Raw genomic sequence first — 25,940 nt, 5'->3', positions numbered from 1 at the left:
AACATTCTCTCCCGCGCCCAAGGGTTTTCTCGGATGTCGAGCTTGCAATTCGCCGTTTAGTCTCCGCGCCATGCAGTTGGCATCAGTCTTCCCGCGGTCTCTGCGGGAATGCCCAGGAGGTCTCCATGTCTGATCTGGTTGCGATCGTATACCCGACCGAAGCAAAGGCCGAAGAAGTCCGAACTCGGCTGCTCAAACTGCAAAAGGAATATTTGATCACCATCAGTGACGCCGTGATCGCCGTCAAGGCCGAGAACGGCAACATCAAGCTCAACCAGCTCGTCAACACCACAGCGACGGGCGCGATTACCGGCAGCTTCTGGGGACTCCTGGTCGGCGTGCTCTTCCTCAATCCGATCATCGGTGTCGCGGTCGGCGCTGCGTCCGGCGCGCTTGGAGGCGCCTTGTCCGATTTCGGCATCAACGATTCCTTCATGAAGGAGCTGTCCGCTTCGCTCCACACCGGCAACGCCGCGCTCTTCGTCCTGATCAAGAACATGACGGCAGACAAGGTATTGAAGGAAATCAAGGATGCCGGCGGAGTCGTGTTGAAAACGTCCCTGGACGAGACCAAGGAAAAGATCCTGCGCGATGCGCTCGCCAGCGCGGCGGAGCGGCCGGCAGCCTGAAGCCGCCTACCGCCTACCGCCGAGCAGGCGCAGCAGCATCATGAACAGATTGAGGAAGTTGAGGTAGAGCGACAGTGCCGCGATCACCGACTTGCGGCCTGCCGTCGTCGCATCGTCCCTGCTCTCGTACATCGCCTTGATCCGCTGCGTATCATAGGCCGTGAGTCCCGCAAAGACGCCAACGCCGACGATCGAGATCAACCAATCGAGCCCCGTCGACCTCAGGAAAATATTGACCAAGCTTGCGACGATGATGCCGATCAGGCCCATGAACAGGAAGCTGCCGACCGCGGACAGGTCGCGCCTCGTGGTGTAGCCGAAGACGCTGAGTGCCCCGAACATCGCGGCCGCGATGAAGAACACGCGCGTGATCGAGGCGCTGGTGTAGATGTGCAGCAGCGTCGAGAGCGAGACGCCGACCAGCGCGGCATAGACGAAGAACAGAATGAGCGCCGTTTCCACCGACAGCGTATTGATGCGCGCCCCGATGAAGAACACCAGCCCGAGTGGCGCCAGGATGAAAACCCACATCAACGGGCTCTCAAGCAATGCGGGACCCATGAGCTGATACGTCAGCCACGCCACAATTGCAGTCAGGCCCACGCCCGCGGCCATATAATTGTAGATGCGCAGCATGTAGGCGCGCAATCCGGGATCGATCGCTAGCGCGCCGCCACCAGTGCCTGAGGCAGTCAGATTCGGATCATAATTCGACATCGCTTGCCTCCTCGGATTGGTTCACATGAACAAACCAAGCTAGCGGTCCGGCCCGTGCGGGGACATCGGATGATCACCCGAGCGCCGGAAGATATATCACCCTATCTCGGGATACCCGTATCCGCCAGAGCGACTTACCGAAACGTAACCTTGGGTTGCCCCAGGCTTCTCATCCTTTTTGCCTGGACTCTTACACCTTTGTCACTGGAAGCTGGTCACGCACCGGCCTAATCCGTTTGCATGCGCTACTTCTTTCACATCGTCGACAAAAACGGCCTTTGTCCGGACGGAATTGGATGCGAGTGCGCCGACCATGACGCCGCCGTTCTGCACGCCAGGCATATCGCGACTGAACTCGCTAAGGCAGGCGAGTTGTTCCGCGCGAGCTTCGTGCTGGTCGCCCCGGCCGCCGCGCCCGGATCGGCAAGTCCTCATTAGAGGCGGTCGACCGATTTCCTGCCTCGCCCTCTACATAGAATCCCTGATGCGCCGACCGAGAAGCTGCCTCTAGTCTCGTAACCGAGGGTGGCCGGCCTACCCCGTTCAAATTCGACCCTTCCGCCCACCTCATCTCCGGGGTTGAGGGCTCGCCGCACGCGTCCGCGTCTATGCGTTGGCCGTCGGCGCTATCTCGATCTGAAGTGTTGTTGTGGGTCAGTTGGAGACAAACATGAATGTCCGGACCATTTGCGGTGCCTTGATCCTTGCCGGATCGATTGCGACCGCGCAGTCGACCAGTTCCCAGGCGCAGACGACCGATCCGGCCGCATCCGTGCCAAAGCAGGTCACGACACCTGCCCCAAGCACCGCCGCGCCAAATACGAATACGAACCCCACCAAGCATCGCTACTGGCGTCATCGCGGCGGCTCGCATCCCCATTATGGCAGCCGCCGTGTTCGCACCTGAGCCCCGGCGCGACAGTTCGTCATTGCAATCCGCCGCCGAGACACCCGATCGATGAGCGACGTGAGGACAGGACAAGAGCAACCGCGCGAGGTCGTGGTCCGTGAGCCTCCAGACCAGGGCATGACCGACAGGCGGCGCGGCTTTCTCGCCACGGGTCTCGCCCTGCTCGCCACTTGCGTTGCTCTCTTCCTCGTATGGCAAACCGCCTCGAGTCTTCTCATCATCTTCGCAGGCGTACTGTTTGCTGCCTTTCTGGATGCCGCCGCACGCGCACTGGCGCTACTAATTCCACTCAATCGTGTCTGGCGGCTGACATTCGTGCTGCTGCTGCTCACCACCTTGGTCGGACTAGGCCTCGTCTGGGGAGGCGGCAAGCTGCCGGAGCAAACACGCATCCTGCTGAAGGTCATGGACACCCAGTTCGACGTCTTGCAGCAACGCCTTCTGACCTACGGCGTCGATCTGCTTGGTCCGGAATCGGGGCGCGATTTTGCGCAATGGCTGCTGTCCGATCAAGGCCGGTTCTTCAGCCACGCCCAGCTCGTCGTTGGCAGAGCGTCGAGCTTTCTGACCGGTGTGCTGGTGATCGCGTTCCTCGGTATCCTCTTCGCCTTTGATCCCACCAGCCATCGCGAGAGTCTGGTGATGCTGGCGAAGCCTTCCTATCGCGCCCGAACACGCGCCGTAATGAACGAGATGGGAAACGTCCTGCGGCTGTGGTTCGTCGGACAGCTGATCCGCATCATCCTAATGACACTGTGCGTGTGGGTCGCGCTCTATCTGATCGGGCTTCCCGGGCCCTTCGTGCTTGGGCTGCAGGCGGGCCTTTCCAACTTCGTTCCGTATCTGGGACCCATCCTTGCCGCGATCCCGATCGCGCTCGTCGCGATGCCGCTCGGCGCATCGCTGCTGATCTGGGCCGTCGTCATCTACACAATCATTCAATCGATCGAGGGCTATGTGATCGGCCCGTTGATCCAGCGCCAGGCGGTCGAAATTCCTCCCGCATGGACATTGGTCGCGATCGTACTGTTGGGCGCAATGCTGGGCGTGATGGGTATCGCACTCGCCATGCCGCTGGTCGCGGTCGGCCGGGTCGCGATCATTAGATTCTACGTCGAGGATTACCTCGGCGATAACAGCGGTCGCATGTCCAACAAGGGACCATCGCAAATGGGCGCGCCATGAGCGAGATTCGAGCCGAACGGAACAATGGAATGGAGCCATCCCCGGCGCACACGCGGATGACACATTTTCTGTGGCAGCAACTTCCCTACATCATTGCACTGGTGCTCGCCGTCGCGGGCGTCGCCTATACCAACGCCTCTCACCAGCCTCTCGTTGGCTATTGGGAATTTCTCGCGCTTGCCATCGGCGTTGTGTGCGTCATCAACAAATGGCCCGAGGTCGATGGCAAGGAGGCCCGGTGGCGACTGATCTGGACCCAGGCGCTGCACTGGGTTGCCGTCCTGGTCACGATGAACATCATGCTGGTGTCAGGCGTTCAGCAATTGTTGCCGACACCGGCAACCAGCCTCGTCCTTCTCACGTTACTTGCGCTCGGCACCTTCCTCGCGGGCGTCAGTCTTCTTTCGCCGCAAATTGCCTTCCTCGGCCTTGCGATGGGCGTCACGGTTCCGGCGATATCCTGGTTACAGCAATCCATCATCTTCTTCCTGTTGGGCGCCGTCCTGCTGATCGGCCTCGGCATCACGTTCTGGCTTCGCCAGGATCGCAGCCCAGGGAGTTCGCCCACCGACACCGGAAGTCAAATGGAGGCCTGAATGCGCATTAACCTGCTTCTTGCGATCATCTCTGGATCCGCCTTGATGTGCGCCGACGCCCTGCCCGCACGCGCCGAGGCCTTCAGGGTCGGCCGGCTCGTATGCACCAGCACTCCGCGCGTTGGGCTGGTGCTTGGCTCCGCGCAGGAGCTTCGTTGTATATTCATCACGAGACGCCCGGCCCGGCAGTACGTCTACAACGGACGGATCAGGCGCGTTGGTCTCGACATCGGCGTGACCAGCGCAGGAACCCTCTCATGGGCCGTCTTCGCCAGGAACTCGCGCGTCGGCCCCGGCACGCTGCGCGGGAACTACGTGGGGGCGAGCGGCAATGTCGCTTTCGGCCCCGGTCTCGGAGCGAACGTTCTGATCGGAGGCTCTCGCCGGACGATTACGCTCCAGCCTCTGTCGATCGAGCGATCCATCGGATTGAACCTTGCGGCAGGCGTTACGAACCTGACACTCGGCCCGCGCGGACCGGGATAGCGGCTCGTCCCGCCCCCCGGAGCAAGGAGCGGAAAATGGACCTTGCGGACGTCTCGGTCAGGATGCTGGCGGCGGGTTTCCTGACATTCATCGCTGGCGGCACGGGCTGGACACAGCCAGCCGCAGGCCCTCCGCCCGCTGTCGGCATCGTGGAAGCGATCAGACGACCGATCACCGAGACCAACGAATTTCTCGGGCGGATCGAGGCGGTCAATCGCGTCAATGTCGTGGCTCGCGTCACCGCATTCCTGGAGCAGCGGTTGTTCGTCGAGGGTGCCGAGCTCAAGAAGGGCGACCCGCTTTACCGGCTTGAGCGCGGTCCGTTCGAGGCCGATCTCGCGTCAAAGCAGGCGCAGGTGGCCCAGCTCCGAGCGATGCTCGAGAACGCCAAGCTGACGACCGACCGGGCGCGTACGCTGCTCAGCGGGCCGGCCGGTCAGCAATCGACCTACGACGCGGCGATCGCCAACCAACGCAGCCTGGAAGCCCAGGTCCAGGCCGCGCAGGCACAAGTCGATGCGTCACAGATCAACCTCGATTACACCATGATCAGCGCGCCGATCGACGGCAAGATCGGACGAACGGCCGTGACCGAAGGCAATGTCGTCGGTCCCAGCTCGGGCGTCCTGACCACGATCGTCAGCCAGGATCCGATGTACGTCACCTTCCCGGTGCCGTTGCGCCAGGGGCTCGAACTACGCGAACGCTATGGTCCGCAGGGAGGCTTGGAAGCCGTGGTGATCCGGCTGCGGCTGCCCAATGGCCGCATGTATGGCAAGTCCGGCAAGCTAGATTTTGTCGACAACACCATCGCCCAGAACACGGACACGATCACCGTGCGCGGCGAGATCGCCAACCCGATCCTGCGCGCGCCGTCCGCCGCGGGCGTAACCGTTCACGAACTGACTGACGGCGAGTTCGTCACGGTCTTGCTGGAAGGTGTCCAGCCCATCGAAGTGTTGGCGGTCCCACGTTCGGCGGTGCTGTCCGACCAGCAGGGTGACTATGTCCTCGCCGTTGGAGCCGGCGATAAGGCCGAACAACGCCGCATCAAGCTGGGGCAATCGACGCCCACCATCGCCTCCGTCATCAGCGGCCTCGCGGCAGGCGACAAGGTCATCGTCGAAGGCCTGCAAAGAGTTCGTCCGGGTCAGGCGGTTTCTCCGGGCCCGGCGAGCGCGCTGATCCAGTCGAGCATGAATGCCGGCACAGGCGACGCGCCTTCGCAGCCAGACCATGGCGGTTCAACTGAACCGCGCCCGGGGGACAAAAAGCCATGATGTCCGCCGTGTTCATCGATCGCCCGCGACTTGCGATGGTCGTGGCCTTCATCATCACCATTGCAGGTGCGCTCGCGCTGACACGGATCCCGGTGGCGCAATTTCCGGACATTGTGCCACCGCAGGTCACGGTTGCCGGGACCTTTCCCGGCGCGTCTGCCGAGGTCGTGGAGGCCAGCGTCGCTCAACCGCTCGAAGCGCAAGTGATCGGCGTCGACCGAGCTCTCTATATGAAATCGACGAGCGGCAACGACGGCAGCTACACCCTGACGGTGTCGTTTGCACTTGGCACCGATCCCGATATCAACACCGTCAATGTTAACAACCGGGTGCAGAGCGCGCTGTCGCAATTGCCCACCGAGGTGCAGCAGCAGGGCGTGACCGTGCAAAAGAAATCGTCGGCGATCCTGCAATTTCTGGTGCTTTACAGTGCCGACGGCCAGCAAGATCCGCTGTTCATCACCAACTACGCGATCATCAACATACTCGATGCGATCTCCAGCACGTCCGGTGTCGGCCAAGCTCACCTGTTCGCCAAGATGAACTACTCGATGCGGATTTGGTTCGATACGCAGCGGCTGACCAGCCTCAATCTCACGCCCTCGGACGTGATCGCGGCAATTCGAACGCAAAGCGTCCAGGCGCCGGTCGGCCGCATCGGCGCGCGTCCAATCAGCGACGACCAGCAATTCCAGTTCAACGTCCAGACCCTGGGACGGCTCGCGACGGTCGACCAGTTCGCCAATATCGTGCTGCGCGCCAACCCGGATGGTTCGACGCTGCTCGTCAAGGACGTCGCCCGGGTCGAGATTGGCGCGCAGAACCTCGACAGCGAAGCGCGGATCGACGGGCGCGCCGCGGTGCCTCTCGCGATCTATCTGGCGCCGGGCGCCAATGCCGTGACGACGGCGCAGGCGGTCGCGGCGACGATGCAGCGGCTATCGAAGCGATTCCCGACGGGGTTGAGCTATCTCGTGCAGTACGATTCCACGAGCTTCGTACGGGACACCATCTCGGAGGTCCTGCGGACACTGGGAGAGGCCTTCGTCCTGGTCGTGATCGTGGTTTATTTGTTCCTCGGTAATCTTCGGGCCACGGTGATACCAGCCATTGCCGTACCGGTCAGCCTGGTCGGCACCTTCGCGGTGCTGCTGATGCTTGGCTATTCCGCGAATACCGTGTCACTGCTCGCGATGGTGCTCGCCATCGGCATCGTCGTGGATGACGCCATCGTCGTCGTGGAGAACGTCGAGCGAGTGATGGAGGAGGAACCGGATCTTTCGCCAGTCGAGGCAAGCAAGAAGGCGATGACGCAGATCACGGCACCGATCATCGCGATCACGTTGGTGCTGCTCTCCGTCTTTGTTCCGATCGCCTTCATTCCTGGCATTTCCGGCACGCTGTTTCGGCAATTTGCGGTGACGATCAGCGCCGCCATGATGATTTCAGCACTGAATGCGCTGACCTTGTCGCCCGCTTTGTGCGCGCTGTTCCTGCGGCATACTGGACCCCGGCGCGGCATGATCGGCCACGTTCTTGGCGGCATTGACTGGATCCGCGATCGCTATAGCAGCGGCGTACGACGGCTGCTGCGCGCGGCCAGTCTCTCGCTCATCCTGGTCGCCGTGTTCGCAGCCGGCATTTTCGGGATGTCGCACCTGACGCCGACAGGGTTCCTCCCCGAGGAAGACCAGGGCGCTTTCTTCACTTCGGTGCAGTTGCCGGACGGTGCATCCGTTGCGCGGACCAGTGAAGTCACCAAACAGATCGAGGACGTCCTGAAGGAGATGCCGGCCGTCGACCATGTTCTGGCCATCATCGGTTTCTCCTTGCTTGACGGGGCGTCCGAGCCCAACAGCGCGCTGGTGGTGACGCGCCTCAAGCCGTTTGCCGATCGCAAGGCGGCCGCGGATTCGGTGCAGGCGTTGATCCGGCAGACTTACGCAGCCGGCGCGCAAATCCGGCAGGCCAATGTACTGCCGTTCAATATGCCGCCGATCATCGGACTCTCCACCTCAGGCGGGTTCGAGTACCAGCTCCAGGCGCTGGAAGGACAGAGCCCCGCCGCGATCTCCAGTGTCACAGGTGCGTTGATCGGAGCGGCCAATGCCGATCCGCGGCTGACGCGAGTGTTCTCGACCTTCACCGCGACCAATCCATCGATCTATCTCGACATCGATCGACGTAAGGCGCAGGCGCTTGGCGTGACCATCAGCGATATCTTCACGGCCCTTCAGGCGACGCTGGGCGGCATCTACGTCAACAATTTCAACCTCTATGGACGTACTTGGCAGGTCAACGTGCAGGGGGAGGCGCTTGATCGCGCCGACCTTTCCGATATCTGGCGCATCTATGTCCGCAATAGCACCGGTCAGATGGTTCCGATGCGGTCGCTCGCCGGCATCAAGATTGTAACCGGGCCTCAGGTCATTACCCGCTACAACAATTATCGTTCAGTAACGGTGAACGGCAGCCCGGCGCCAGGCGTCTCGTCCGGCACCGCGATGGCAGCGATGGCAGAGATCTCCAACAACGTGCTGCCTGCAGGTTACAGTTTCGAGTGGACCGGCACTGCCTATCAGGAGCAACAGGCAGCAGGACAAACCGGGGTGGTGCTCGCGCTCGCCGTGCTGTTCGCCTATCTGTTCCTGGTGGCGCTGTATGAGAGCACGGTGATCCCGATCCCGGTGCTGCTCTCCGTCGTTGTCGGCGTTCTAGGCTCATATATCGGTATTAAAATCGCCGGCCTCAATCTCGATCTGTACGGCCAGATTGGCCTCGTGGTGCTGATCGCGCTTGCCGCCAAGAACGGCATCCTGATCGTGGAATTCGCGAAGGAACGACGGGAAGCCGGCACAGAGCTTGCGGAGGCCGCGATCCAGGGGGCGCATATGCGGTTCCGCGCGGTGATGATGACCTCGGTTGCCTTCATTCTCGGACTCCTCCCGCTCGTACTCGCAACCGGCGCCGCCGAGCTGAGCCGCAGGGCGGTCGGGACCGCTGTCTTTGCCGGCATGCTCGCCGCAAGCTCAATCGGGATTTTTATGGTGCCGATGCTCTACGTCACGTTTCAACGCCTGCGCGAGCGCGCGAAGGCACGACGGGTCCCGGCGCAAACCACGTGACCCGAGTATCCAGGACGGCGGGAATACTGCGAGCCTGTTGCTCAGGGTTTCGACGGATGCCGGCGTTGCCGTTCCCCGCTACCGTAGTCCGTGCTTGAAACTGCGTAACAAGTAGAGAAGAACAATGAACGCTCCCACACGTCGTGCCTGCGCAGGGCGCCGTCGCCGCCGCAGCTGTCGGCGCAATCGGCGTTCGTTTCATTTCGTCAGCGGAGGCTATGCCGGTCGCCGCAAATCTGGGACGGGCCGCGATCACCACGGATCTCGCAACGCAGGCGCAGTGGGGTCCTCCGCATGGCCCCGGTTGGGGGCGGCCGCGACCGCGCAGGCGCCGTTGGGTTTGCTGGTGGCATCGCGGTCGCCGCCATTGCGGGTGGCGGTGGAGGTGACCGTCCGCGATCCCTTCGCGGACGGGGAAGGACAGAGCTGTGCTTCCGCAGCGATCAGCTCTGCTTCACCGCCGCGATCGGTTGCGAAGCGCGGCGGGCCGGCAGCCGCTGATTTCGTTCACTCTTCAATCAATTTAGCTCTGATCGCGTAGCGGACCAGTCCAGCTATCGAATTGACCCCCAGTTTTCCCATGGCCGACGCCCGATGCGTTTCCGTGGTCTTCACGCTTGAGCTCAGCATCGCGCTGATACCCTTGTTGCTGTACCCCTCGGCCACGAGCTTGACAACGAGCCGCTCTCGCGGAGACAGCTTCACATGCCCCTCGCCGGCTTCGTCTTCTCGACCCGACTGACCACAAAATCGTCCGCCAACGAATGGCTTACGTGCCATTAGCGCTTCAACGGCAGCCAACAGCAGCTTGTTTGCGTCCGACTTGACCAGGAACGCGCGCGCACCCGCCTGAAGCGCCTCTTGAGCCAGCACTCCGGACTCGTGCGCGGTAAAGATCAGCACCTCAGTTTCGCGGAGATGTTTTTTTATTCCTCGAGTTATTTCCAGTCCCGTCATGCGCGGCATGAAGAAGTCGACGATCGCAACATCGGGCCGCTCTTTGAGAGCGGCCTCAAATGCCGATCTTCCGTCGGACGCCTCGGCGACAATCATCCAACCCGGCCGCTGCTCGAGGACCGCCCGTAGCCCGGATCGAACAGCATCATGATCATCAGCAATGAGAATTCGTTTCATGAGAGGGCTGCCTCGATGATCTTGTCGCAAGAGAACCTGGACGAGCTATGGGCGCTGCGTTTCAGCAGCATCTCCAACCGGGCCATCTCACTCGCGCGCAAGAGCGCATGGAAAGGTCGCGCGCAGGATGGTTCCGCGCCGCAGCGTTGTGGGTACCGATAATATCTCAAGCTGCCCTCCCATCTCTTGCAATCGAGCTCGCATGATACGGATTCCCGCTCCGGGTGCCCACGGACGAAAGCGGCATGCGCCATCTGCAGCGACCATGCCTTGTCCGTCGTCTCGGACCTCGAGCTTGAACTTCCTGTCCCTCGTCCCGATAGTTATGACGACCTGTGTCGCCTTGGCGTGGCGGTAAACGTTCGTCAGGGCCTCCTGAACAATTCTCAGCAACGCTCGCTGCGCCCCGTATGGCAGTCCGTCGACCGCGGACGATATCGAGACCTCAATATTCAGCGGCGTTCGGGCTGCGAGCCCTTCTGCGAATTGCTCGATTGTCGTCCTGAGCCCTCCTTCAAACAGGTCCTGAGGGTGAAGCAGATATGTGAGAGACCGCAATTCCTTCATAGCGCGATCGATCGAGATGTCGAGCTGATCGCAATGTCTCGTCGCCTTCAGAGGATCGCCTAGCGCACTCCTTACTTGCATCAGAATGAGGCTCGCCGCCACCAGATGCTGGCACGTTGAATCGTGAAGCTCCGACGCAATTTGACGATGAACTTCTTCCTGCAGAGCGAGCCGTTCGGAATTCGCCTTGCGCGCATGCCTCGATCCTCCGGAGGCATTTCGAACATGTCGGCTGACCGGTGTCTCCTGAAGGGACATGATACACTCGCCTTCCTGCAGTGCTAACTTTCGCACCGCTAGTTTCCTGGCATATGCAGACAACTCTCCGATAAATTTAGCCTACCGCCGCGACACACTGACCACGCAATCAGTATAAGCCACTACGTAGAAATCCTCTAGGCAGCCAATCCCCGTCGTGTGCCGAGCATCCCAAATTTGGCGCGATGCTCCCTGATTCAGATCAAGGAGCTGCAGGTAAGGAGCAGCATGCGGGTCGGCGAAAACGCGATTATGAAGACGCGTCCGTCAATCTGCGCGCTGTGTCATCGCCCGCTTGACGGCGGCGGCAGCAATCGAGCGGCCCGGCGAGGGTGTTGCGCCGCAGAACAGTCCGCCGCTGTTTAGGTAAGACGTCTTTCCATATTCCGCCCGGGCCACCTCTTTGAAATTCCGTAATTCGGAAATCAACTGAGGCATCGTCGGCTTGTCTTTCGGCGTCGCATCGATCTCCGGATCCATCGCGGCGTTCTATTCGGAGCTGTTCGACACGCGGATCCGCTACACTGGTCTCGTCTTCGCAAAAGAAGTCAGCGGCGCTGTCGTCGGCGGCTTTACGTCACTGATTTCGACGCTGCTGGTGCAGTGGAGTGGCGACGCGAGCTGGCCAGTCTCGGTCTACATGATGGTCACGGCGCTGGCAGCGTTTTTGTGCGCCCATCTCGCCAGGGACATCCTCGACGTCGGCCAGCGAAACGTCACAACTGCGACGAAACGCGACGCTCTTGTGGGCGTGCGACAAGTCATGGACGATACTGGCGACCATGCGAGATGCACATCGCTGAACATCGAATGCCGCTCCGACCTCAGCTTGTACGACGCGAACGCTTGGTCGTGCGCCTTGCCGACGAGCGCGATGGTGATGCGAACCAGCAAGAACATCTCGCGAACATCGCCAAGTCGACGCACGGTGCGATGTCCGACCACCAAAAGCGTCGCACGAGACGCGCCTTGCTCTGTCGCCTGAAATGAAAAAACCCTGGGCGATGACGACAGCCGAGAACTACTGCGGCGGTTTGTCGCGCCGAGGGAGATTTTTCCGGGAATCGACTTCTTTGGCGGAGCTGATCACGATGCAATCTTTCGTTGATCCAAACTCCTCTGCGAAAAGGATGTCACCGTGAAACTAGTTGCGACAATACTTGCTATCTTCTTTTTTCCTGCATCGTGCTTCGCTCAAACGTGCTTTGATTTGGCTTCGCTAGGATACGACACAATTTCCGCCGGCAGCCAAGCTGACTCTTTGGCCATAACTCAAGACGATTTCTGTTCGGAAAAGTTTGAGGAAAACAGCTCCGCGAACAGCCAACGAATAAAGGCGAGTTATAAGGTTATCAGCGGAAGCTACGCAAAAGACGCGACCGAAATCAAAACTCTGCAAGAGAAAACATGTAAGTCCGGCTACGGACTCAGTATCGCATCCGCAAAGGTTTCGACCATCACAAAAAAGTCCATGATCAGACACTGGCGGCTATCACCGATTGCCTGACACTGCAGAACTCGAATTTGCAATCGTCTTTTAGAACAATTGGCGATGCTACAGCCTTAGTTGCCCAGTTCAAATATTTGAGCAAACCCGCATTGACGTTCCAAAAGGTCGAAGTGGTTGGACCTGGCAAAGCAACTTGCACCGCATACGTGCCTGACGACAAAGCTGGAACGGTGGCGATTGATGGATCAAAAAGCTTCCAGATCGACACTCAAAACGTCACTGTAATTTGCCAGCGTGAATTTGAGAAGGACGCCGGCGGAAAGCAATTCTCCGACAACCTAACAATCGTTTTTATTACACCAGCGAGATCGATCTCGATTCCAATGCCTGCGGTTCGATTGCAGCAAGTGCCTATGGCTGAGTTTGCCGAGCTTAGGGAGGAGGTTGCGTCCGCGAAGACCAAATTGGCGGAAGCCGCAGCGCGGCGGACGTCTCTCGTTTGTGAAAGTCGCTCCATATCAAAGGACAATTGGGCAGCCGATACGGTGCTTTCTGCCAAAGATCCAGATCTTATCGCCAAAGGATACAATGTTGTAAGTGGTGGATGCTTCGTGGCCTATCCGCCTGCAGATACAACTAGTCATCGCCCCACCTTTCGGAAGACCGCCATGTCCGATGACAAAACGGGCTGGGACTGCATGGTTGGAAATCAAGCCAGTCTCGGAAGGCAGTATCCGTTGGTCAGCACCGCGACGTATTGCAAAGCTGAGGTGAAATAGGACGCCGATCGAGGGGGGCTCCCAACCGCGGAGCCCCTACTCGGGATTCATTTTACTCATGGGGTGGACTGCTGAAGGGGGCTCGTTTTCTTGGTCCTTCGTGGCCTTGTTGAGCTCGCCTTGAGGGCTCTTACCAGCTTCAGACGGTTTGGCCGCCACACGGTGATCCTGCCACTCTCGCTCGATGAGCTCAACTTCGGAGGTCAGGGCCTCTAGCTCGATCGCAATGAGGCGGCGCTTAATGGCGGATCTCATGGCCGGCTCTCCTCGAAGCTGGATCGCTTTTCAGTCGTCTGATGCCCCGCCGTCGTCGAGCACCGGCGGATATGTTCGCTCGGGAGCCGGAGCGCATACAGAGCGCGGGGACCGAAGCGACCACATGCCCAATTGCGCCCAGCCGGCCGCCCAGCCAGCGAGGCTTTGCTCCTGGTCTGTCACGAGCAGCGGTTCCTCAGACGTCAAACCTTATCCAGCGGGCGCACCGCTTACGGCAGGTCGAAGCTGCCATTGCCGACGCGCCGTATTCATCGCGATGTCTGTCCCAGCGCAGCGCTGGAGGAAATACCTAGTCCGTTTAAAACTTTCCTGACGCGGTCAGCCCACCATCGGGAGGCTAGTTCAGCTGCCGAACACGTTGGTGAACCCAGCGCTTTCATTAACCGAGAGCGTCTGAAGCCTAACCGCACGTGGGCGCCGGCGGAACGGTGCCGCCGAACTTGCATCGCGGAACCTGCTGCTTTCGGATGATTGACTAAGGTGGCAGTACGCAGTCTAGGCTCTGCGCCTGTGATTGTGCACGGGAAGCAAATGAAAAAGATTACGAAAAGCCGCCTTCACCTGCTCTTAGAGTTAGAGAGGATCATCGGTCGGGAATGCTACAACGCAAAAACGCAAAACTGGGGACCTAACGGGGTCTTTGAAGGCGAAGGCCGTCACTTCCCGTACCCGATCACATTCGTCGACTCGGACGGCAACAAAATCAAGCGGAAGAATGCAGATAGCTCGCTATCCGCTCAGGTAGCGGTTACCGGATACTATGCGTTCGGAGCGAACCAGCTCCTGATAATGCGGGCCTTGGAGAAGGTTATCAGGCATTTGGAGGACAACCACGGTTTCAGCATTAGCTAAAGTGGTGTCGTGGTGAACTTTGCTTCCTTGGCAGAATACGTCCAAACATTGCGTAAGCCATATCCCTACCTGAGTGGAATGCTCCGAAACATGGTTGTTTGCAAAAAGCAGCATGGCGCGGTGTTCGTTCGGATCGGGATAACAGGGAAAGGCATCGAGCCCAATTATCTGGTGACCTCGAACCGATCTGATCCCGACGGATTTCCAGAAGGAATCCCAAAATTCATTGTCGCCTACAATGGCCGAACTCATGAACCATTCGATTGGGAAGACGTCGATTTAAAACCCCTGAGTTGGAGCCGCGAGTTGTTGGACGGGGCACAGGTGCTTGCGCTCTACAACGAGGTCAACGGTAGAACTGGTTGAAATTCCGGTACCCCGTAAGGATGGGCCTCTGAACGCCCGCTCTCATTCAGAGGGACAAGGGACATTTCTCGTCCCTCATTCAATGCCAGCAGCGACACAAAGCTGAAGTCAGCACTGGGGAATGTCCTCGCTTGGACGACGCGGCGCACGCCGGAAGCGACCGTTCAAACAACCGATCTGGTGATGCAGCAGAACGTTTGGCGCACGAGGGCGTCTAAACGGCGCGAAATGTCTCTAAAAGTTCTCACTCTGTCTTTGCAGGTGAGACCTTAGACGCTTGATCTCGCAAGAGGATTTATGGTGGGCGCACCAGGGCTCGAACCTGGGACCCGCTGATTAAGAGTCTCATTCTCTAAAAGAGATTTCAGGCACTTAGCTGTAAAAGGCAACCAAAACAGCACTAGCAAAATCAATACGTTATGGCCGAAATGTAAATCGCTTGATCGCGCGGCCAGCACGCGCGCCCCTTGTGTCCCGAACGTAAGTAGCAACCGAAAAGTTCAACAAAAACAGTGAACTTCGCTCCTGGTTGACCACCTTTATCGCTGTTTGTTCAGGGCGGTTTGGTGGTCAATCGGTGGTCAGCTAACCGGGCAAGTCTCGGCGCTGTGGCTTCGCGGCACAATGAAGGCATGGAGTCATTAGCCGCCTTCGCGCCTCCACCTGCCCCTCATATTCGTCGCACTACTAACGACAACGGCCCCTGCGTAACCGGCCTTAACGCAGGTGCGTCGACGACTAGCGTCGGGGGTTCGAGTCAGGAGACCGCTACCGCCTTTCCACACACGACGCAAATCTGCGATATTCGCTCCGATCGTCCGCCTGAACCCGGCAGCTCGTCGAACGGTAGGCTCAAGTCGGGGACCCGCAGCAGACCCCCTAGATTTTCGTCGTTTGTAATCTCATTGAGCTTGTAAAGACTTAGCTCTTTTGGCCCGCTCTACCCCCATATGCCGACCTCGGCTTCGGCTGGCGTGAGGTCGCCTGAGCCGACACGGCTTCGTGCAGCGATCGCAGGCGCCTTTGGACTACCGTTTTGAAGGTCCGCATCTTCCCGCAATTTTGGTCATGCAGTCGCTTATTGTGAGGATGGCGCGACTCGACTGGAACGTATTCCCGCCGCCGTCGCCGGCGTGTCCCGCACCAGCAGCGCGCGGGTTGCCGCCGTCACATCGGGCTGACGCATCAGGCTCTCGCCGACCAGAAAGGTCGACATTCCCACACGCTCGAGCCTGCCCAGATCGTCCGGCGTGAAGATGCCGCTTTCCCCGACCATCAGCCGCTCCTCCGGTATAAGCGGCGCCAGCGCCTCGCTGGTCGCGAGCGTGGTCTCGAAGGTACGGAGATTGCGATTGTTGACGCCGACCATCGGCGAGCGGAGTTTCAGCGCCCGCTCGAGTTCGGCTCTGTCGTGGATCTCGACCAGCACATCCATCTGAAGCGCGATGGCGGCGTCCTCAATATCTTTGGCGGCGGCGTCATCGAGCGCGGCCATGATGATCAGGATGCAGTCCGCGCCGTGAGCGCGGGCTTCGACGACCTGATAGGTGTCAAACATGAAATCCTTGCGCAGCACCGGCAGATTGGTCGCCGCGCGCGCCGCGACCATGAAGTCGAGATGCCCCCGGAACGACGGAGTATCGGTCAGCACCGAGAGGCAGGCCGCGCCCCCGGCCTCGTACGCCTTTGCCAGGGCCGGCGGATCGAAATCGGCGCGGATGAGGCCCTTCGATGGCGAAGCCTTCTTGATCTCAGCAATCAGCGCATAGTCACCGCCGCCATGCTTTTCCTTGATCGCACGGACGAAGCCGCGCGGTGGCGCCGCCGCCTTGGCGCGTGCATCGATGCTCGCGAAAGAATGAGCACGCTTGGAGGCGGCAATCTCCTCGCGCTTATAGGCTTCGATTTTCTTCAAGATGTCTGACATCATCGACCTGTTCGTGGACTTACTTGTCATTCGACCATCTGCGTTGTTTCGACGGATCGGTACAAATCAATCATTATCGACGCTTACTCACTTCCTCTTTATTAGCCCTTCGCGTTGGTACGCATGCGCGAGCTCGTTCAAAACGCTCGCGCCGCCGATCAATGCGCCAAATGCGCGCGTCAGTTTCGCTCTTGGAAGCAATTGTCGAACCTGAATGAGCCCGCGCCCGCTCGCCGCGCAGTGCGATGCCTTTGGCGGACAGCACCATCGCAGCAGTATTCCCCGCTGCTATGGAAACCATACATGCCGGCTATTGGAAGATTTCGTCCCGCGCTGCGATCAATGGGCGTCGCTATCGGAGATTCATCGAGTAACGCCCCGCGCAACCTCAATCCGTCGCATCTGCCGGAATAGGCCGTATCGGGCGACTTGATCCTGTCGAGGACGACCAATGCGTGGGTGCTCGTCCACTCACTCCTCACTCCCAACGCGCTCAGGAGGCACGCATGGCATTCACGTTGAAAATCAACGGTACACCCCATGAGGTCGATGTCGACGGTGACGTTCCATTGCTGTGGGTGCTGCGCGATGTGCTCGGCATGACCGGAACCAAGTTCGGCTGCGGCCAGGCGCTGTGCGGCGCCTGCACTGTGCATGTCGACGGCCAGCCGGTCCGCTCCTGTCAGACAACGATCGACAGCATTGGGGACAGCGCGGTCACCACGATCGAGGCGATCGGCCAGACGCCGCAGGGCGCAGCCGTACAGAAGGCGTGGTTGGAGCTCGAGGTGGTGCAGTGCGGTTACTGCCAATCCGGCCAGATCATGTCGGCGGCGGCGCTCCTGAAAGACATGCCGAAGCCGACGGATGGCGACATCAACGCCGCCATGTCGGGGAATGTCTGCCGATGCGGCACCTATCAGCGCATCCGCGCCGCGATCAGGCTGGCTGCTGGAGTTTGAGATCATGAATGGACCGATTTTGAGGGAGCAGGTAGCCGAAGAAACAGGCGTGTCACGTCGCGCCTTCCTTCAGGGCACAGGTTTGCTGCTCGGCTTTTCGCTGACCGGCGCCAGCACGAGCTCCGTCTTCGCGGCGTCCACTTCGCAGGTGCAGGTGGTCGAAAACGAGGTCACGGGTACTTTCGCGCCGAATGGATTTATACGGATCAATCCAACGGGCGCCGTGACGCTGGTCATGCCGATGGTCGAGATGGGACAGGGGGTCTACACGTCGCTCTCGATGCTTCTCGCTGAAGAACTGGAGGTGACGCTTGACCAAATTCAGGTTCAGCATGCGCCGCCAAATCACGCGCTTTACGTCAACTCGATCATAGGCATTCAAAATACAGGTGGTTCCGCCTCTGTCCGAGCGTTCTGGACACCGCTGCGTCAGGCAGGCGCAGTAGGTCGCAGTCTGCTGATCGGGGCAGCCGCAAAGCGCTGGAATGTCGATCCGGCGACTTGCCGCGCCAAGGACGGCATCGTCTTCGATGCGTCAGGCGCAAAGCATCTAAGCTACGGCGAACTTGCGACGGCCGCGGCGAAATTGCCTGTGCCGCCGGCGGCAAACGTCAAATTGAAGGATCCGAAGGATTTCACCTTGATCGGCACGCGTGCCAGGCGCGTGGATTCATCGATAAAGGTCGACGGGCGCGCGCTCTACGGCATCGACACGCGACTGCCGGGTATGAGGGTTGCAGCGGTTGCTATTTCGCCGGTGCTCGGTGGCAAAGTGAAAAAGGTGGACGAGAAAGCCGCGCTGGCGGTGAAGGGCGTCCGGGAGGTGGTCAACGTCGATGAAGCTGTTGCCGTGGTGGCAGATCACATGGGTGCAGCGAAGAAGGGGCTCGAGGCCGCCGCCATCACGTGGGACGATGGGCCGAACGGCAAGGTCAGTAACGCCGATATCGTCAAGCAGTTGGAGGAGGAGTCCAAAAAACCAGGCGCGGTTGCCCGTAACGATGGTGATGCAGAGGAGGCCCTTGCGGCCGCGACGCAACGGGTTGACGCCATCTATCAGGTGCCTTTCCTGGCCCATGCGGCGATGGAGCCGATGAACTGCACGGTCCACCTGCAGAAGGATCGCTGCCACATCTGGGTCGGGACGCAGGCGCCTACGATCACGCAGTCACTGGTGGCCGAACTCACCGGCCTGCCAAAGGACGCAATCAAAATTCACAATCATCTGATTGGCGGCGGCTTCGGCCGAAGGCTGGAGGCCGATGGCACGGTGCTGGCCGTCAAGATCGCCAAGCACGTCGATGGCCCGGTGAAGGTGATCTGGAGTCGCGAGGAAGATATCCAGCACGATTTGTATCGGCCGTACTATCTCGATCGGCTGTCGGCCGGACTTGACGCGACCGGCAAGCCGGTTGCCTGGACGCATCGGATCGCCGGCTCCTCAGTCATGGCTCGCTACTATCCCCCTTACGTCAAGGACGGATTGGACCCCGATGCCGTCGAAGCGGCGGCCGAGCCGCCCTATGCGCTGCCCAATATCCACGTCGACTTTGTGCGGGTCGAGCCCCCTGGTGTCCGGACGTCTTGGTGGCGCGGCGTCGGACCGACCCACAATGTTTTTGTGGTCGAAAGCTTCATAGATGAGCTCGCTCATGCCGCGAAGCAGGATCCCGTCACTTACCGCAAGGGATTGCTTGGCCACAATCCGCGAGCACTCGCTGTTTTATCGCTTGCGGCGGAAAAAGCGGGGTGGGCATCCCCCCTTCCCGCGCGGCATGGCCGCGGAATTTCAGTGCAATTCGCATACGGAAGTTACACGTCGCAGGTCGCCGAGGTCGAAGTAGCGGCCGATGGCTCCGTCAAAGTCAAGCGGATCGTCTGTGCGCTCGACTGCGGAATGTACGTTAATCCAGATACAATCGAAGCGCAGGTTCAGGGTGGCACGCTTTTCGGCCTCACCGCCGCGCTCCATGGGTCAATCACCTTCAAGGATGGTCGGGTCGAGCAGAGCAATTTTGACAGCTATCTGCCGATGCGCATCGACGAGGTACCGGTGGTGGAGACACACTTGATCAAGAACGCGGAGGCTCCGGGTGGCGTTGGTGAAGCCCCGACGGCCATTGTCAGTGCTGCCGTGACCAATGCGATCTTCGCCGCAACAGGCAAGCGTGTGCGCAGCCTGCCGATCGATACGAACTCGTTGAAGTCGTCGTCTTAATCCTTCCCGTCATCCCGCGCGCGTTGTAGCACGCACGGGATGACGGTCGGGAACTAAAGTCCCGGAGCATAATGGCTATTGGAACATTCGCGTTCTCCGCAAGTCCAAATTTCGCCGAATGGCGAGAGGCGAGGTTCCGTGGTACGAACGGCATGGCGACGCCCCCGCTAATCCTCGGAGAACAGATTTCGGAGCACTATCGGTGCCGGTAGCCGTTAGTAGGAGCCACCGCAGTCATGCATAATTCGAAATCGATTCCAAAACAGGCTCTCGTCGGGCAGAACGTTTCGCCGCCCGCGGGCGCCACTGTCAAATTGTCTACAACAGACCTCAACAATTTAATGCAGGCGCTCGACATAGATGTCATCGCCATGACCGAGATTTTGGTGCCGCGAGGCCATCGAGTCGAATTTGGGACGATTGACGTACCCGGGATCCACTACAACTTAAGTGGCATGGGACGTCTATCAATTGATGGCGGGCCGACGATACCGTTGAGCCCTCATTTACTCATCATCGTGCCGCCAAACACTCCGCTCATGATCGAGGTTGACGGTGGAAGTAGCGCTCCGAAGCTCATTTCGAGAGACTGCTGGACTCGTCAAGAAGGCATCCTCCGCGTCGCAGTGCCGAAAGAGCAACCAGAGATCGTCCAGATATGCGGCTTTTTTAACGCATCCTTTGGTCAGTCTGTGAGGCTGTTCGGAGAACTCCGCGAACCGGTCATCGAGCAATTCGAGCCGGCGGACAGGATCGATCTCAAGCTTCGCGAAGCAATGAACGAGTTGCTACAGCAAGAGGTCGGCGTTGGAGCCATGACAGCTTCTCTGCTCAGGCAGATCGTTGTCTCGTTGGTACGACGGTCGCTCAAGTCATCCCGACGGTGGACTGAACGGTTCTCGATACTTGCCGACAGGCAGGTCACTCGTGCGTTTGCAGATATGGTGGCGCGGCCAGGAGCCGCCCATTCAGTTCAAAGCTTGGCACACAGTGCAGGATTGAGTCGTTCGGCGTTCATGGCGCGCTTCTCGGACATTTTTGGACAATCCCCGATGGCTGTCTTACGACACTTGAGAATGCGCCAGGCCGCGATCGATTTGACGACAACGACGATGTCGATCGACGCAGTGGCTCTTAATGCGGGGTACGAGAGCCGTTCGAGTTTTGTGCGGGCTTTTCGAAAGGCGTACAATCGAGATCCGAGCGACCATCGGCGGATCGCCAAGGAGGGCGAAGTACGGAAGGATATTTGAGAACGAGGTGCGATCCGCTCGTAGGCGTTATGCGCTCTACGATGGACACCCTAAGCATCGCGCTTCCTGTACGATAAGCAAGGTCCACCGGCCCCCCACGACATCTAAAGGCTCTGCAACTAGACGAGTGGGCCTGGTTTTGCCGATTCTCACCGTGCTTCAATGAGTTCCGCAGGCGAGGCAACCGGCAAGGGCAGCTGGCCTGCTCGCACGACAGCCTGCGAATACTGAAAAGACGGACCGGATCTCTTCGGCCACGCAACATGTGTGCGCCTTCGTCGCGAAACGCAGTGGCGAGTTCTGCGCTCCCTTCCGCAGACAATGCATCCATGAATTCACCGGTGACGAGCACCGAAGCCTCCAATACCCGGCAATGGGCTTCAACCCGACTAGCGACATTCACGGTGTCACCGATCAGGGTGAGTTCCAATTTCTTTTCATTGCCAACGTCTCCATAGATGACTTCGCCGTAATGGATACCGACGGCAATACGGAGCGACTGGTCTCTTGCCTCAATGCGTCGGTTCCAAGAATCGACGGATTTGATGAGCTCGATCGCACACTCCGCAGCGTTGGTGGCGTCGCGCAGGCTGGTCAACGGCGAGCCGAAAAAGGCCATCAACCCATCACCCAGGAACTTGTCGATCGAACCCTGATGGGAGAACACCACGTCACTGAACATACGCAAGTGGTGTCGCAGCGTCTGGACGACGACATCCGGAGGCCTGTTGGATGAGAAGTCAGTGAACCCGACGATGTCGACAAACAGGACTGCTGCACGTTGACAACGCGTAAACGAAAGAGGGGTCCTCGCCTTGATGAGCTGTTCAGCGATGCTTGGCGGGAAGAAGCGCGCCAGGTTCATACGTTCGCGCTCTGCTTTCTTGACGCGCTGGTTGGCGGAAAGTCTATGGAGCACGAGCATTGTCGTGACCAAGAGCGCGATCAGGCTAACACTGGATCGCAACGCTGCGGTCCCATTGGGGACGAAGCCGTGCGTAAGAATATAGCTGAGGATGGTAAGCAGTGCGCAGACTATGCCGACGATGACAGCGCCTCCGCGATCGAGATCCTGGGCAGCTACCAACACGACGACAACATACAGCGAGGCCACCGCGAACTGCAGTGATGACAAGGTATCGACCAGAAAGATGCCGATCGCGAGTACGACTGCAAGAGCCAGGTACCTGAACCTTTCTATACGCTTTGGACGCTCATGGCCGGTGTCAGCTCCCGCGCGGCTTCCCGGCCGGCGTGGGCCGGAGGCCGGCCTCGCCTGCTCGCGCCAGAACTCCTCAGGTGCGTTTCAGATCCTCGACCAGCATCGTCGCAGCGTGGCGCGCAAGCGCCTGGGTCGGAGCGTTGGTATTGCCGCTGGTTATGTTCGGCATGATCGAGGCATCGATTACCCGCAGGCCGTCGACGCCGCGGACCCTGAGCCTCGCGTCAACCACCGCTCGTGCATCCTGGCCCATCCGGCAGGTGCCGACCGGGTGCCACATTGTCGTCACGACGCGCTTCACCCATTCGCGGATCTCCGCATCCGACTGGATGTGCAGGCCGGGATCCATCTCTTCCTCGATCACCGGCGCCAACGACTCCTGGGCGATGACCTTGCGGATCGCGCGTACTGATTCCACCGCGGCCCTCAGGTCTTCCTCTTCGCCAACGAAATTCGGGTTGATGAGGGGCATTGACGTCGGGTCACTGTCGGCCAACCGCACCCAGCCGCGGCTCTTAGGCTGAAGCACCACGAGTTCGAAAGTGATGCCCGAGCGGTCGCCCGCCGGGCCGAGTTGCTCGTTCAAGACGATCGGAGCGTGATAGCATTGGATCGTAGGCTCGCCGGCGAAATCAGATGGATTCCAGTGTGTCACCGTCTCGATGCCATTACCCGACGCCGGGCCGTCCTTCGTGACGAGATAGCGCAGGCCCGCCTTCACGCTGCCGAGGCCCTGCGCGGCAGCCTGATAGCCGAGATCACCCTTTACATAGACACGGACCGGTACCATCGGGTGATCCTGGAGATTTTCGCCCACCTCCGGAGAGTTGACGATCACCGCGATACCGTGCTGGCGCAGCTGCTCGGCTGGACCGATACCAGAGTGCATGAGGATCGTCGGGCTGTGGACGGCGCCAGCCGACAGCACAACTTCGTTCGCCATGATCCTCTTCAAGCTCGTGTCCATGAACTCAACGCCCACAGCCCGCTTGTTTTCGACGAGGACGCGAACGACGGTCTTGCCGGTGAGCAGGACCACGCGGCCCGAAGTGAGGTGCGGACGCAGATAAGCGTCGACCGCGCTGCATCGGCGCTGGTCTCCGACCGTCGACTGCACCGGCGAGACGCCGATCTGACTCTTGCCGTTATAGTCGGGATTATAGGGAATCCCATATTCCTGGAATGCCTTGAGGCAATATTGGTTCAGCTTATTGATGCCCTTGGGCAACTGGACCGCCAGGCCACCATCTATGCCGTGATACTCGTCGTGGAAGGTGTCGTTGTCCTCCTGCGCCATGAAGACGGGAAGCAGGTCTTCATACGACCATTTTCCGGTGTCGCCGACCGCGTCCTGCCACGCGGTGAAATCGCGAATCTGACCACGCACGTAGCACATCGCATTGATCGAGGAGCCGCCGCCGAGTACCTTGCCTGAACGATATGCTCGCTTCGTCCCGTGCTGGGGAACCGTCTCGTATTTCCAGACATGCCGGTCGTGGGCCAGAAGTTTGGCGAAGCCCGCTGGGATGTGGATGAACGGATCGCGATCCATGTCGCCCGCCTCGATTAACGCGATCGACGCATCGGTGTGTTCGGCAAGATAACTCGCAACGACGCAACCGGCTGCGCCTGCACCAACAATGACAATATCGTAGGCTTCGTGGGACATCAGTGTCGTTTTTCTTTCACAGAATTTGGATCGTTCAATCAGCGTCCATCGCTGATGTGGCGCTATCGCAGCTCCTGATCCCGAGATTGATCGGACCATGCCTTTGGAGAGTGATCCTGCAACGCCGGCGGGGGAAATCACCTATCGCCATAGAGTCGATAGGCGATCGTTATTGTCGCTCCCCCGAGGTCCTATGGACGGCTGCAGACGAACATTGGCGACGTCTCGACGACGCCATCGCAGCTTTCAGCCGGCTGCGCGCCTGCCCAATTCCGGACGAATCGCAACTGGCTTCTCAGGCGCGTTCAGGACTGACGTCGTGAACAGGACAGCCGCAGCGAGGACCCAGTAGTACCAGGCGTCGAGCCCTGTGAATTTGAAGGCAAACGGTGCGATGACAAAGACCACCCCGACGGCCCGATCGACCCAAAGGTGCAGCCAGTAGGGAATGATGTGGACGATCCCGGTGGGATGGTCGGTCAGGGAGGCCAAGAGCAGCGCGGCCACACCGGCGACGACCGAAAGCTCGACTGCAACCGGTCCGCTTTGACCGAGCCCCAGCACGAACGGTGCGGCGATCAAGACGAACGCGACAGGATAGTCAATCAGGTAGGCGTGGATAGACTTGGTGATGAAGCGAAACGACATCGGAGACTCCTCTGGTCGATTATTTGAGCGGGTCCTTGCGACGCGGAAAGTGCATCCACCCAAGAGAGAGATTACGCAATCCTGTGCCAGCAAGCACTCCGGCACGGGCCAATCCGGTTAGACAAGCAATAGGCGTAGGCCGGCACGTCAACCATTGGAAATGCCCGGTCGTTATCGTTTCCATTCCAGTCGTCGGGCGCCACGGAAGCGGGTAACCGTGGCGCGTCGACCGCGAGTCCGACGGTGGTGGCTCAGTGTCCGGCTGTCGAGGTCAGGGACAGCTTGGGAAGGCAGCATTGTTCGCGTAGCGCATTTGGATGGCTTTTGAACCAACCGCAGTGAACGCATGCGCCGCATGTTCTTCCGGGCGCTGGACGCATTCGACGATTTCACGCCGTCCGAGTGACGACCGACCAATCGCGAAGGCGAGCGAACTTGACGAACGCATCCAGCGCCGGCGAGTAGCAGCGCCCCTGCACTGCCAGTAGCCGCACCTCCCGCGAAACCAGGTCGCCTTCGAGCGGGATGGTCTTGAGCGTCGGAAGGTGCGGCATGTGCTCGGGCGCGAGTATCACGCCGAAGCCAGCGGCGGCCATGTGCTGCAAGTGCAAGTCATGACCGCTGCAGTGGCCGAGGTGGAGCGGTTCCTCGGGGAAATACGACCGTTGGATCTTCGGAGTGATGTCGCATCCGGCGCGTTCCAGCAAGATGGTCTCACGGAGGTCGTCGATGCCGATCGAGGGACGGTTTGCGAGCCGGTGTGTCGGCGCGAGAACCGCGACGTAGCGCTCCTCGAACAGCGACCAGTCGTCGATGCGGGCGGGCACGTCCTGCACGTCGCCGACCATTGCGGCATTGATCTCCCCCTCGAGCAAGAGGTCGACGAGCTTCTCCGTCACATCCTCACGCAACTCTACGTGAAGTCCGGGAACGAACTTTGCGATCTCGGCGATCGGATCGAGGACGAGCGAGGCCGAGATGGATGGGGCGAGGCCGATCTTCAGTGGCGCGACTTCCTTGCGTTGGAACTCCTGGGCTCGGCGACGCACCGCCTCTGCCGAGGCCAGTGTGCGCTCCAGCATCGGAAGGACCTCTTTTCCAAGGTCGGTGAGCTGCGTCAACTGGCGTTCGCGGTAGATCAATTGGCCGCGGAGCTCCTGCTCGAGTTTCTGCACCGCCTTGGTCAGAGCGGGCTGCGTAACGTTGCACTGCTCGGCCGCGCGGGTGAAGTTGAGCGTGGACGCGACGGCGAGGAAGTAGCGAACCTGATGAAGCTCCATGGGCTGCTATGTTCTCCGTCAAGGTGCGGCTGTCTCTACCGACAGGCCTTGCGTCGCCCTGCCCGGATTCGGGCGCTCGTGGTCGTTCACCAAGAGGGGGAAGGCGAACTCGGTGACCGTCAACGGCCGCATTTTGACGGATAGGGGCGCC

At 59.9% G+C, this 25,940-nt stretch carries 24 protein-coding genes; 13 read left to right on the top strand and 11 right to left on the bottom strand.

What is annotated here, in order from left to right; translation table 11 throughout:
- Positions 1 to 125 precede the first annotated feature (125 nt).
- The gene (locus AB7Z56_RS11045) at positions 126 to 629 is read left to right on the top strand and encodes a DUF1269 domain-containing protein (protein ID WP_028152030.1); all 504 of its coding nucleotides are present in this window, start codon (positions 126 to 128) and stop codon (positions 627 to 629) included.
- Positions 630 to 635: 6 nt separating this feature from the next.
- Here AB7Z56_RS11045 and AB7Z56_RS11040 read toward each other — a convergent pair whose 3' ends face one another.
- Positions 636 to 1,346 carry a Bax inhibitor-1/YccA family protein gene (locus AB7Z56_RS11040; protein ID WP_354123513.1) on the bottom strand — a complete coding sequence of 237 codons (711 nt, stop codon included), beginning with the start codon at positions 1,344 to 1,346 and terminating at the stop codon, positions 636 to 638.
- Between the two features lie 240 nt (positions 1,347 to 1,586).
- Here AB7Z56_RS11040 and AB7Z56_RS11035 point away from each other — a divergent pair, with 240 nt between their 5' ends.
- From AB7Z56_RS11035 to AB7Z56_RS11005, 7 genes are all read left to right on the top strand, one after another.
- Positions 1,587 to 1,784: a DUF6894 family protein gene (locus AB7Z56_RS11035; protein ID WP_063981773.1), complete on the top strand. Its 198-nt coding sequence runs from the start codon at positions 1,587 to 1,589 to the stop codon at positions 1,782 to 1,784.
- 232 nt (positions 1,785 to 2,016) lie between these two features.
- Entirely contained in the window at positions 2,017 to 2,253 is a 237-nt protein-coding gene (locus tag AB7Z56_RS11030; protein WP_071911297.1) for a hypothetical protein, read from the top strand.
- A 51-nt stretch (positions 2,254 to 2,304) separates the two neighbouring features.
- Positions 2,305 to 3,441: an AI-2E family transporter gene (locus tag AB7Z56_RS11025; RefSeq protein ID WP_354123514.1), complete on the top strand. Its 1,137-nt coding sequence runs from the start codon at positions 2,305 to 2,307 to the stop codon at positions 3,439 to 3,441.
- Positions 3,438 to 4,037 (top strand): hypothetical protein, encoded by a 600-nt coding sequence (locus tag AB7Z56_RS11020; RefSeq protein WP_354076996.1) that lies wholly within the window; start codon positions 3,438 to 3,440, stop codon positions 4,035 to 4,037. The genes AB7Z56_RS11025 and AB7Z56_RS11020 overlap by 4 nt, the downstream gene beginning before the upstream one ends.
- Positions 4,038 to 4,523, top strand: a complete 486-nt coding sequence (locus AB7Z56_RS11015; RefSeq protein WP_354123515.1) for a DUF992 domain-containing protein — start codon at positions 4,038 to 4,040, stop codon at positions 4,521 to 4,523. It abuts the gene before it with no gap.
- A gap of 35 nt (positions 4,524 to 4,558) precedes the next feature.
- Complete coding sequence (locus tag AB7Z56_RS11010; RefSeq protein WP_354123516.1) at positions 4,559 to 5,803, top strand: efflux RND transporter periplasmic adaptor subunit; 1,245 nt, start codon at positions 4,559 to 4,561, stop codon at positions 5,801 to 5,803.
- Positions 5,800 to 8,928 carry an efflux RND transporter permease subunit gene (locus AB7Z56_RS11005; RefSeq protein ID WP_354123517.1) on the top strand — a complete coding sequence of 1,043 codons (3,129 nt, stop codon included), beginning with the start codon at positions 5,800 to 5,802 and terminating at the stop codon, positions 8,926 to 8,928. The genes AB7Z56_RS11010 and AB7Z56_RS11005 overlap by 4 nt, the downstream gene beginning before the upstream one ends.
- A 507-nt stretch (positions 8,929 to 9,435) precedes the next feature.
- Here the strand turns inward: AB7Z56_RS11005 and AB7Z56_RS11000 are convergent.
- The 3 genes from AB7Z56_RS11000 to AB7Z56_RS10990 form a co-directional block, all read right to left on the bottom strand.
- A complete protein-coding gene (locus AB7Z56_RS11000; RefSeq protein ID WP_063981767.1) occupies positions 9,436 to 10,062 on the bottom strand; it encodes a response regulator in 627 nt (208 codons plus the stop codon).
- 87 nt (positions 10,063 to 10,149) lie between these two features.
- On the bottom strand, positions 10,150 to 10,887 hold the full coding sequence (locus AB7Z56_RS10995) for a sensor histidine kinase (protein ID WP_354123518.1): 738 nt from the start codon (positions 10,885 to 10,887) through the stop codon (positions 10,150 to 10,152).
- A gap of 267 nt (positions 10,888 to 11,154) precedes the next feature.
- On the bottom strand, positions 11,155 to 11,367 hold the full coding sequence (locus AB7Z56_RS10990) for a hypothetical protein (RefSeq protein ID WP_354131776.1): 213 nt from the start codon (positions 11,365 to 11,367) through the stop codon (positions 11,155 to 11,157).
- Between the two features lie 658 nt (positions 11,368 to 12,025).
- On the opposite strand from AB7Z56_RS10990, the gene AB7Z56_RS10985 reads away from it, so the two are divergent.
- Both AB7Z56_RS10985 and AB7Z56_RS10980 read left to right on the top strand, forming a co-directional pair.
- Complete coding sequence (locus AB7Z56_RS10985; protein ID WP_354123520.1) at positions 12,026 to 12,394, top strand: hypothetical protein; 369 nt, start codon at positions 12,026 to 12,028, stop codon at positions 12,392 to 12,394.
- A 17-nt stretch (positions 12,395 to 12,411) separates the two neighbouring features.
- Positions 12,412 to 13,116: a hypothetical protein gene (locus AB7Z56_RS10980; RefSeq protein ID WP_354123521.1), complete on the top strand. Its 705-nt coding sequence runs from the start codon at positions 12,412 to 12,414 to the stop codon at positions 13,114 to 13,116.
- Positions 13,117 to 13,152: 36 nt separating this feature from the next.
- Here the strand turns inward: AB7Z56_RS10980 and AB7Z56_RS10975 are convergent, their stop codons facing one another.
- The 3 genes from AB7Z56_RS10975 to trpC form a co-directional block, all read right to left on the bottom strand.
- On the bottom strand, positions 13,153 to 13,371 hold the full coding sequence (locus AB7Z56_RS10975; RefSeq protein ID WP_354113642.1) for a hypothetical protein: 219 nt from the start codon (positions 13,369 to 13,371) through the stop codon (positions 13,153 to 13,155).
- Positions 13,372 to 14,121: 750 nt separating this feature from the next.
- A complete protein-coding gene (locus AB7Z56_RS10970) occupies positions 14,122 to 14,496 on the bottom strand; it encodes a hypothetical protein (protein ID WP_354123522.1) in 375 nt (124 codons plus the stop codon).
- A 1,192-nt stretch (positions 14,497 to 15,688) separates the two neighbouring features.
- Positions 15,689 to 16,537, bottom strand: coding sequence for an indole-3-glycerol phosphate synthase TrpC (gene trpC, locus AB7Z56_RS10965; RefSeq protein WP_441256824.1), 849 nt, complete (start codon positions 16,535 to 16,537; stop codon positions 15,689 to 15,691).
- Between the two features lie 506 nt (positions 16,538 to 17,043).
- Here trpC and AB7Z56_RS10960 point away from each other — a divergent pair.
- From AB7Z56_RS10960 to AB7Z56_RS10950, 3 genes are all read left to right on the top strand, one after another.
- Complete coding sequence (locus AB7Z56_RS10960) at positions 17,044 to 17,499, top strand: (2Fe-2S)-binding protein (RefSeq protein ID WP_441256236.1); 456 nt, start codon at positions 17,044 to 17,046, stop codon at positions 17,497 to 17,499.
- Positions 17,500 to 17,503: 4 nt separating this feature from the next.
- Entirely contained in the window at positions 17,504 to 19,717 is a 2,214-nt protein-coding gene (locus tag AB7Z56_RS10955; RefSeq protein ID WP_441256235.1) for a molybdopterin cofactor-binding domain-containing protein, read from the top strand.
- A 236-nt stretch (positions 19,718 to 19,953) separates the two neighbouring features.
- The gene (locus AB7Z56_RS10950) at positions 19,954 to 20,970 is read left to right on the top strand and encodes a helix-turn-helix transcriptional regulator (RefSeq protein WP_283017331.1); all 1,017 of its coding nucleotides are present in this window, start codon (positions 19,954 to 19,956) and stop codon (positions 20,968 to 20,970) included.
- Here AB7Z56_RS10950 and AB7Z56_RS10945 read toward each other — a convergent pair.
- From AB7Z56_RS10945 to AB7Z56_RS10930, 4 genes are all read right to left on the bottom strand, one after another.
- Positions 20,852 to 22,105: an adenylate/guanylate cyclase domain-containing protein gene (locus AB7Z56_RS10945; protein ID WP_441256234.1), complete on the bottom strand. Its 1,254-nt coding sequence runs from the start codon at positions 22,103 to 22,105 to the stop codon at positions 20,852 to 20,854. The genes AB7Z56_RS10950 and AB7Z56_RS10945 overlap by 119 nt on opposite strands.
- Before the next feature lie 160 nt (positions 22,106 to 22,265).
- Positions 22,266 to 23,861, bottom strand: a complete 1,596-nt coding sequence (locus tag AB7Z56_RS10940; protein WP_441256233.1) for a GMC family oxidoreductase — start codon at positions 23,859 to 23,861, stop codon at positions 22,266 to 22,268.
- Between the two features lie 246 nt (positions 23,862 to 24,107).
- The gene (locus AB7Z56_RS10935; protein WP_063981759.1) at positions 24,108 to 24,509 is read right to left on the bottom strand and encodes an SPW repeat domain-containing protein; all 402 of its coding nucleotides are present in this window, start codon (positions 24,507 to 24,509) and stop codon (positions 24,108 to 24,110) included.
- 389 nt (positions 24,510 to 24,898) lie between these two features.
- A complete protein-coding gene (locus AB7Z56_RS10930; protein ID WP_441256232.1) occupies positions 24,899 to 25,789 on the bottom strand; it encodes a LysR family transcriptional regulator in 891 nt (296 codons plus the stop codon).
- Positions 25,790 to 25,940 lie beyond the last annotated feature (151 nt).

Origin of the sequence: Bradyrhizobium sp. 482_C4_N1_8 (genome assembly GCF_052075965.1) — a bacterium.
GTDB lineage: Bacteria > Pseudomonadota > Alphaproteobacteria > Rhizobiales > Xanthobacteraceae > Bradyrhizobium > Bradyrhizobium barranii.
Note: the sequence above shows the minus strand (reverse complement) of the source record. Positions and strands in the feature narration are given on the sequence as shown.

Bases quoted from the DNA above. Each gene is read 5' to 3' on its own strand.
- AB7Z56_RS10995 (WP_354123518.1), bottom strand. From the start codon at position 10,887: ATGTCCCTTCAGGAGACACCGGTCAGCCGACATGTTCGAAATGCCTCC.
- AB7Z56_RS11030 (WP_071911297.1), top strand. From the start codon at position 2,017: ATGAATGTCCGGACCATTTGCGGTGCCTTGATCCTTGCCGGATCGATT.
- AB7Z56_RS10935 (WP_063981759.1), bottom strand. From the start codon at position 24,509: ATGTCGTTTCGCTTCATCACCAAGTCTATCCACGCCTACCTGATTGAC.
- AB7Z56_RS11010 (WP_354123516.1), top strand. From the start codon at position 4,559: ATGGACCTTGCGGACGTCTCGGTCAGGATGCTGGCGGCGGGTTTCCTG.
- AB7Z56_RS10960 (WP_441256236.1), top strand. From the start codon at position 17,044: ATGGCATTCACGTTGAAAATCAACGGTACACCCCATGAGGTCGATGTC.
- AB7Z56_RS10940 (WP_441256233.1), bottom strand. From the start codon at position 23,861: ATGTCCCACGAAGCCTACGATATTGTCATTGTTGGTGCAGGCGCAGCC.
- AB7Z56_RS10975 (WP_354113642.1), bottom strand. From the start codon at position 13,371: ATGAGATCCGCCATTAAGCGCCGCCTCATTGCGATCGAGCTAGAGGCC.
- trpC (WP_441256824.1), bottom strand. From the start codon at position 16,537: ATGTCAGACATCTTGAAGAAAATCGAAGCCTATAAGCGCGAGGAGATT.
- AB7Z56_RS11015 (WP_354123515.1), top strand. From the start codon at position 4,038: ATGCGCATTAACCTGCTTCTTGCGATCATCTCTGGATCCGCCTTGATG.
- AB7Z56_RS10955 (WP_441256235.1), top strand. From the start codon at position 17,504: ATGAATGGACCGATTTTGAGGGAGCAGGTAGCCGAAGAAACAGGCGTG.
- AB7Z56_RS11045 (WP_028152030.1), top strand. From the start codon at position 126: ATGTCTGATCTGGTTGCGATCGTATACCCGACCGAAGCAAAGGCCGAA.
- AB7Z56_RS10990 (WP_354131776.1), bottom strand. From the start codon at position 11,367: ATGGATCCGGAGATCGATGCGACGCCGAAAGACAAGCCGACGATGCCT.
- AB7Z56_RS11035 (WP_063981773.1), top strand. From the start codon at position 1,587: ATGCGCTACTTCTTTCACATCGTCGACAAAAACGGCCTTTGTCCGGAC.
- AB7Z56_RS11040 (WP_354123513.1), bottom strand. From the start codon at position 1,346: ATGTCGAATTATGATCCGAATCTGACTGCCTCAGGCACTGGTGGCGGC.
- AB7Z56_RS11025 (WP_354123514.1), top strand. From the start codon at position 2,305: ATGAGCGACGTGAGGACAGGACAAGAGCAACCGCGCGAGGTCGTGGTC.
- AB7Z56_RS10950 (WP_283017331.1), top strand. From the start codon at position 19,954: ATGCATAATTCGAAATCGATTCCAAAACAGGCTCTCGTCGGGCAGAAC.
- AB7Z56_RS10930 (WP_441256232.1), bottom strand. From the start codon at position 25,789: ATGGAGCTTCATCAGGTTCGCTACTTCCTCGCCGTCGCGTCCACGCTC.
- AB7Z56_RS11000 (WP_063981767.1), bottom strand. From the start codon at position 10,062: ATGAAACGAATTCTCATTGCTGATGATCATGATGCTGTTCGATCCGGG.
- AB7Z56_RS11020 (WP_354076996.1), top strand. From the start codon at position 3,438: ATGAGCGAGATTCGAGCCGAACGGAACAATGGAATGGAGCCATCCCCG.
- AB7Z56_RS11005 (WP_354123517.1), top strand. From the start codon at position 5,800: ATGATGTCCGCCGTGTTCATCGATCGCCCGCGACTTGCGATGGTCGTG.
- AB7Z56_RS10970 (WP_354123522.1), bottom strand. From the start codon at position 14,496: ATGAGTTCGGCCATTGTAGGCGACAATGAATTTTGGGATTCCTTCTGG.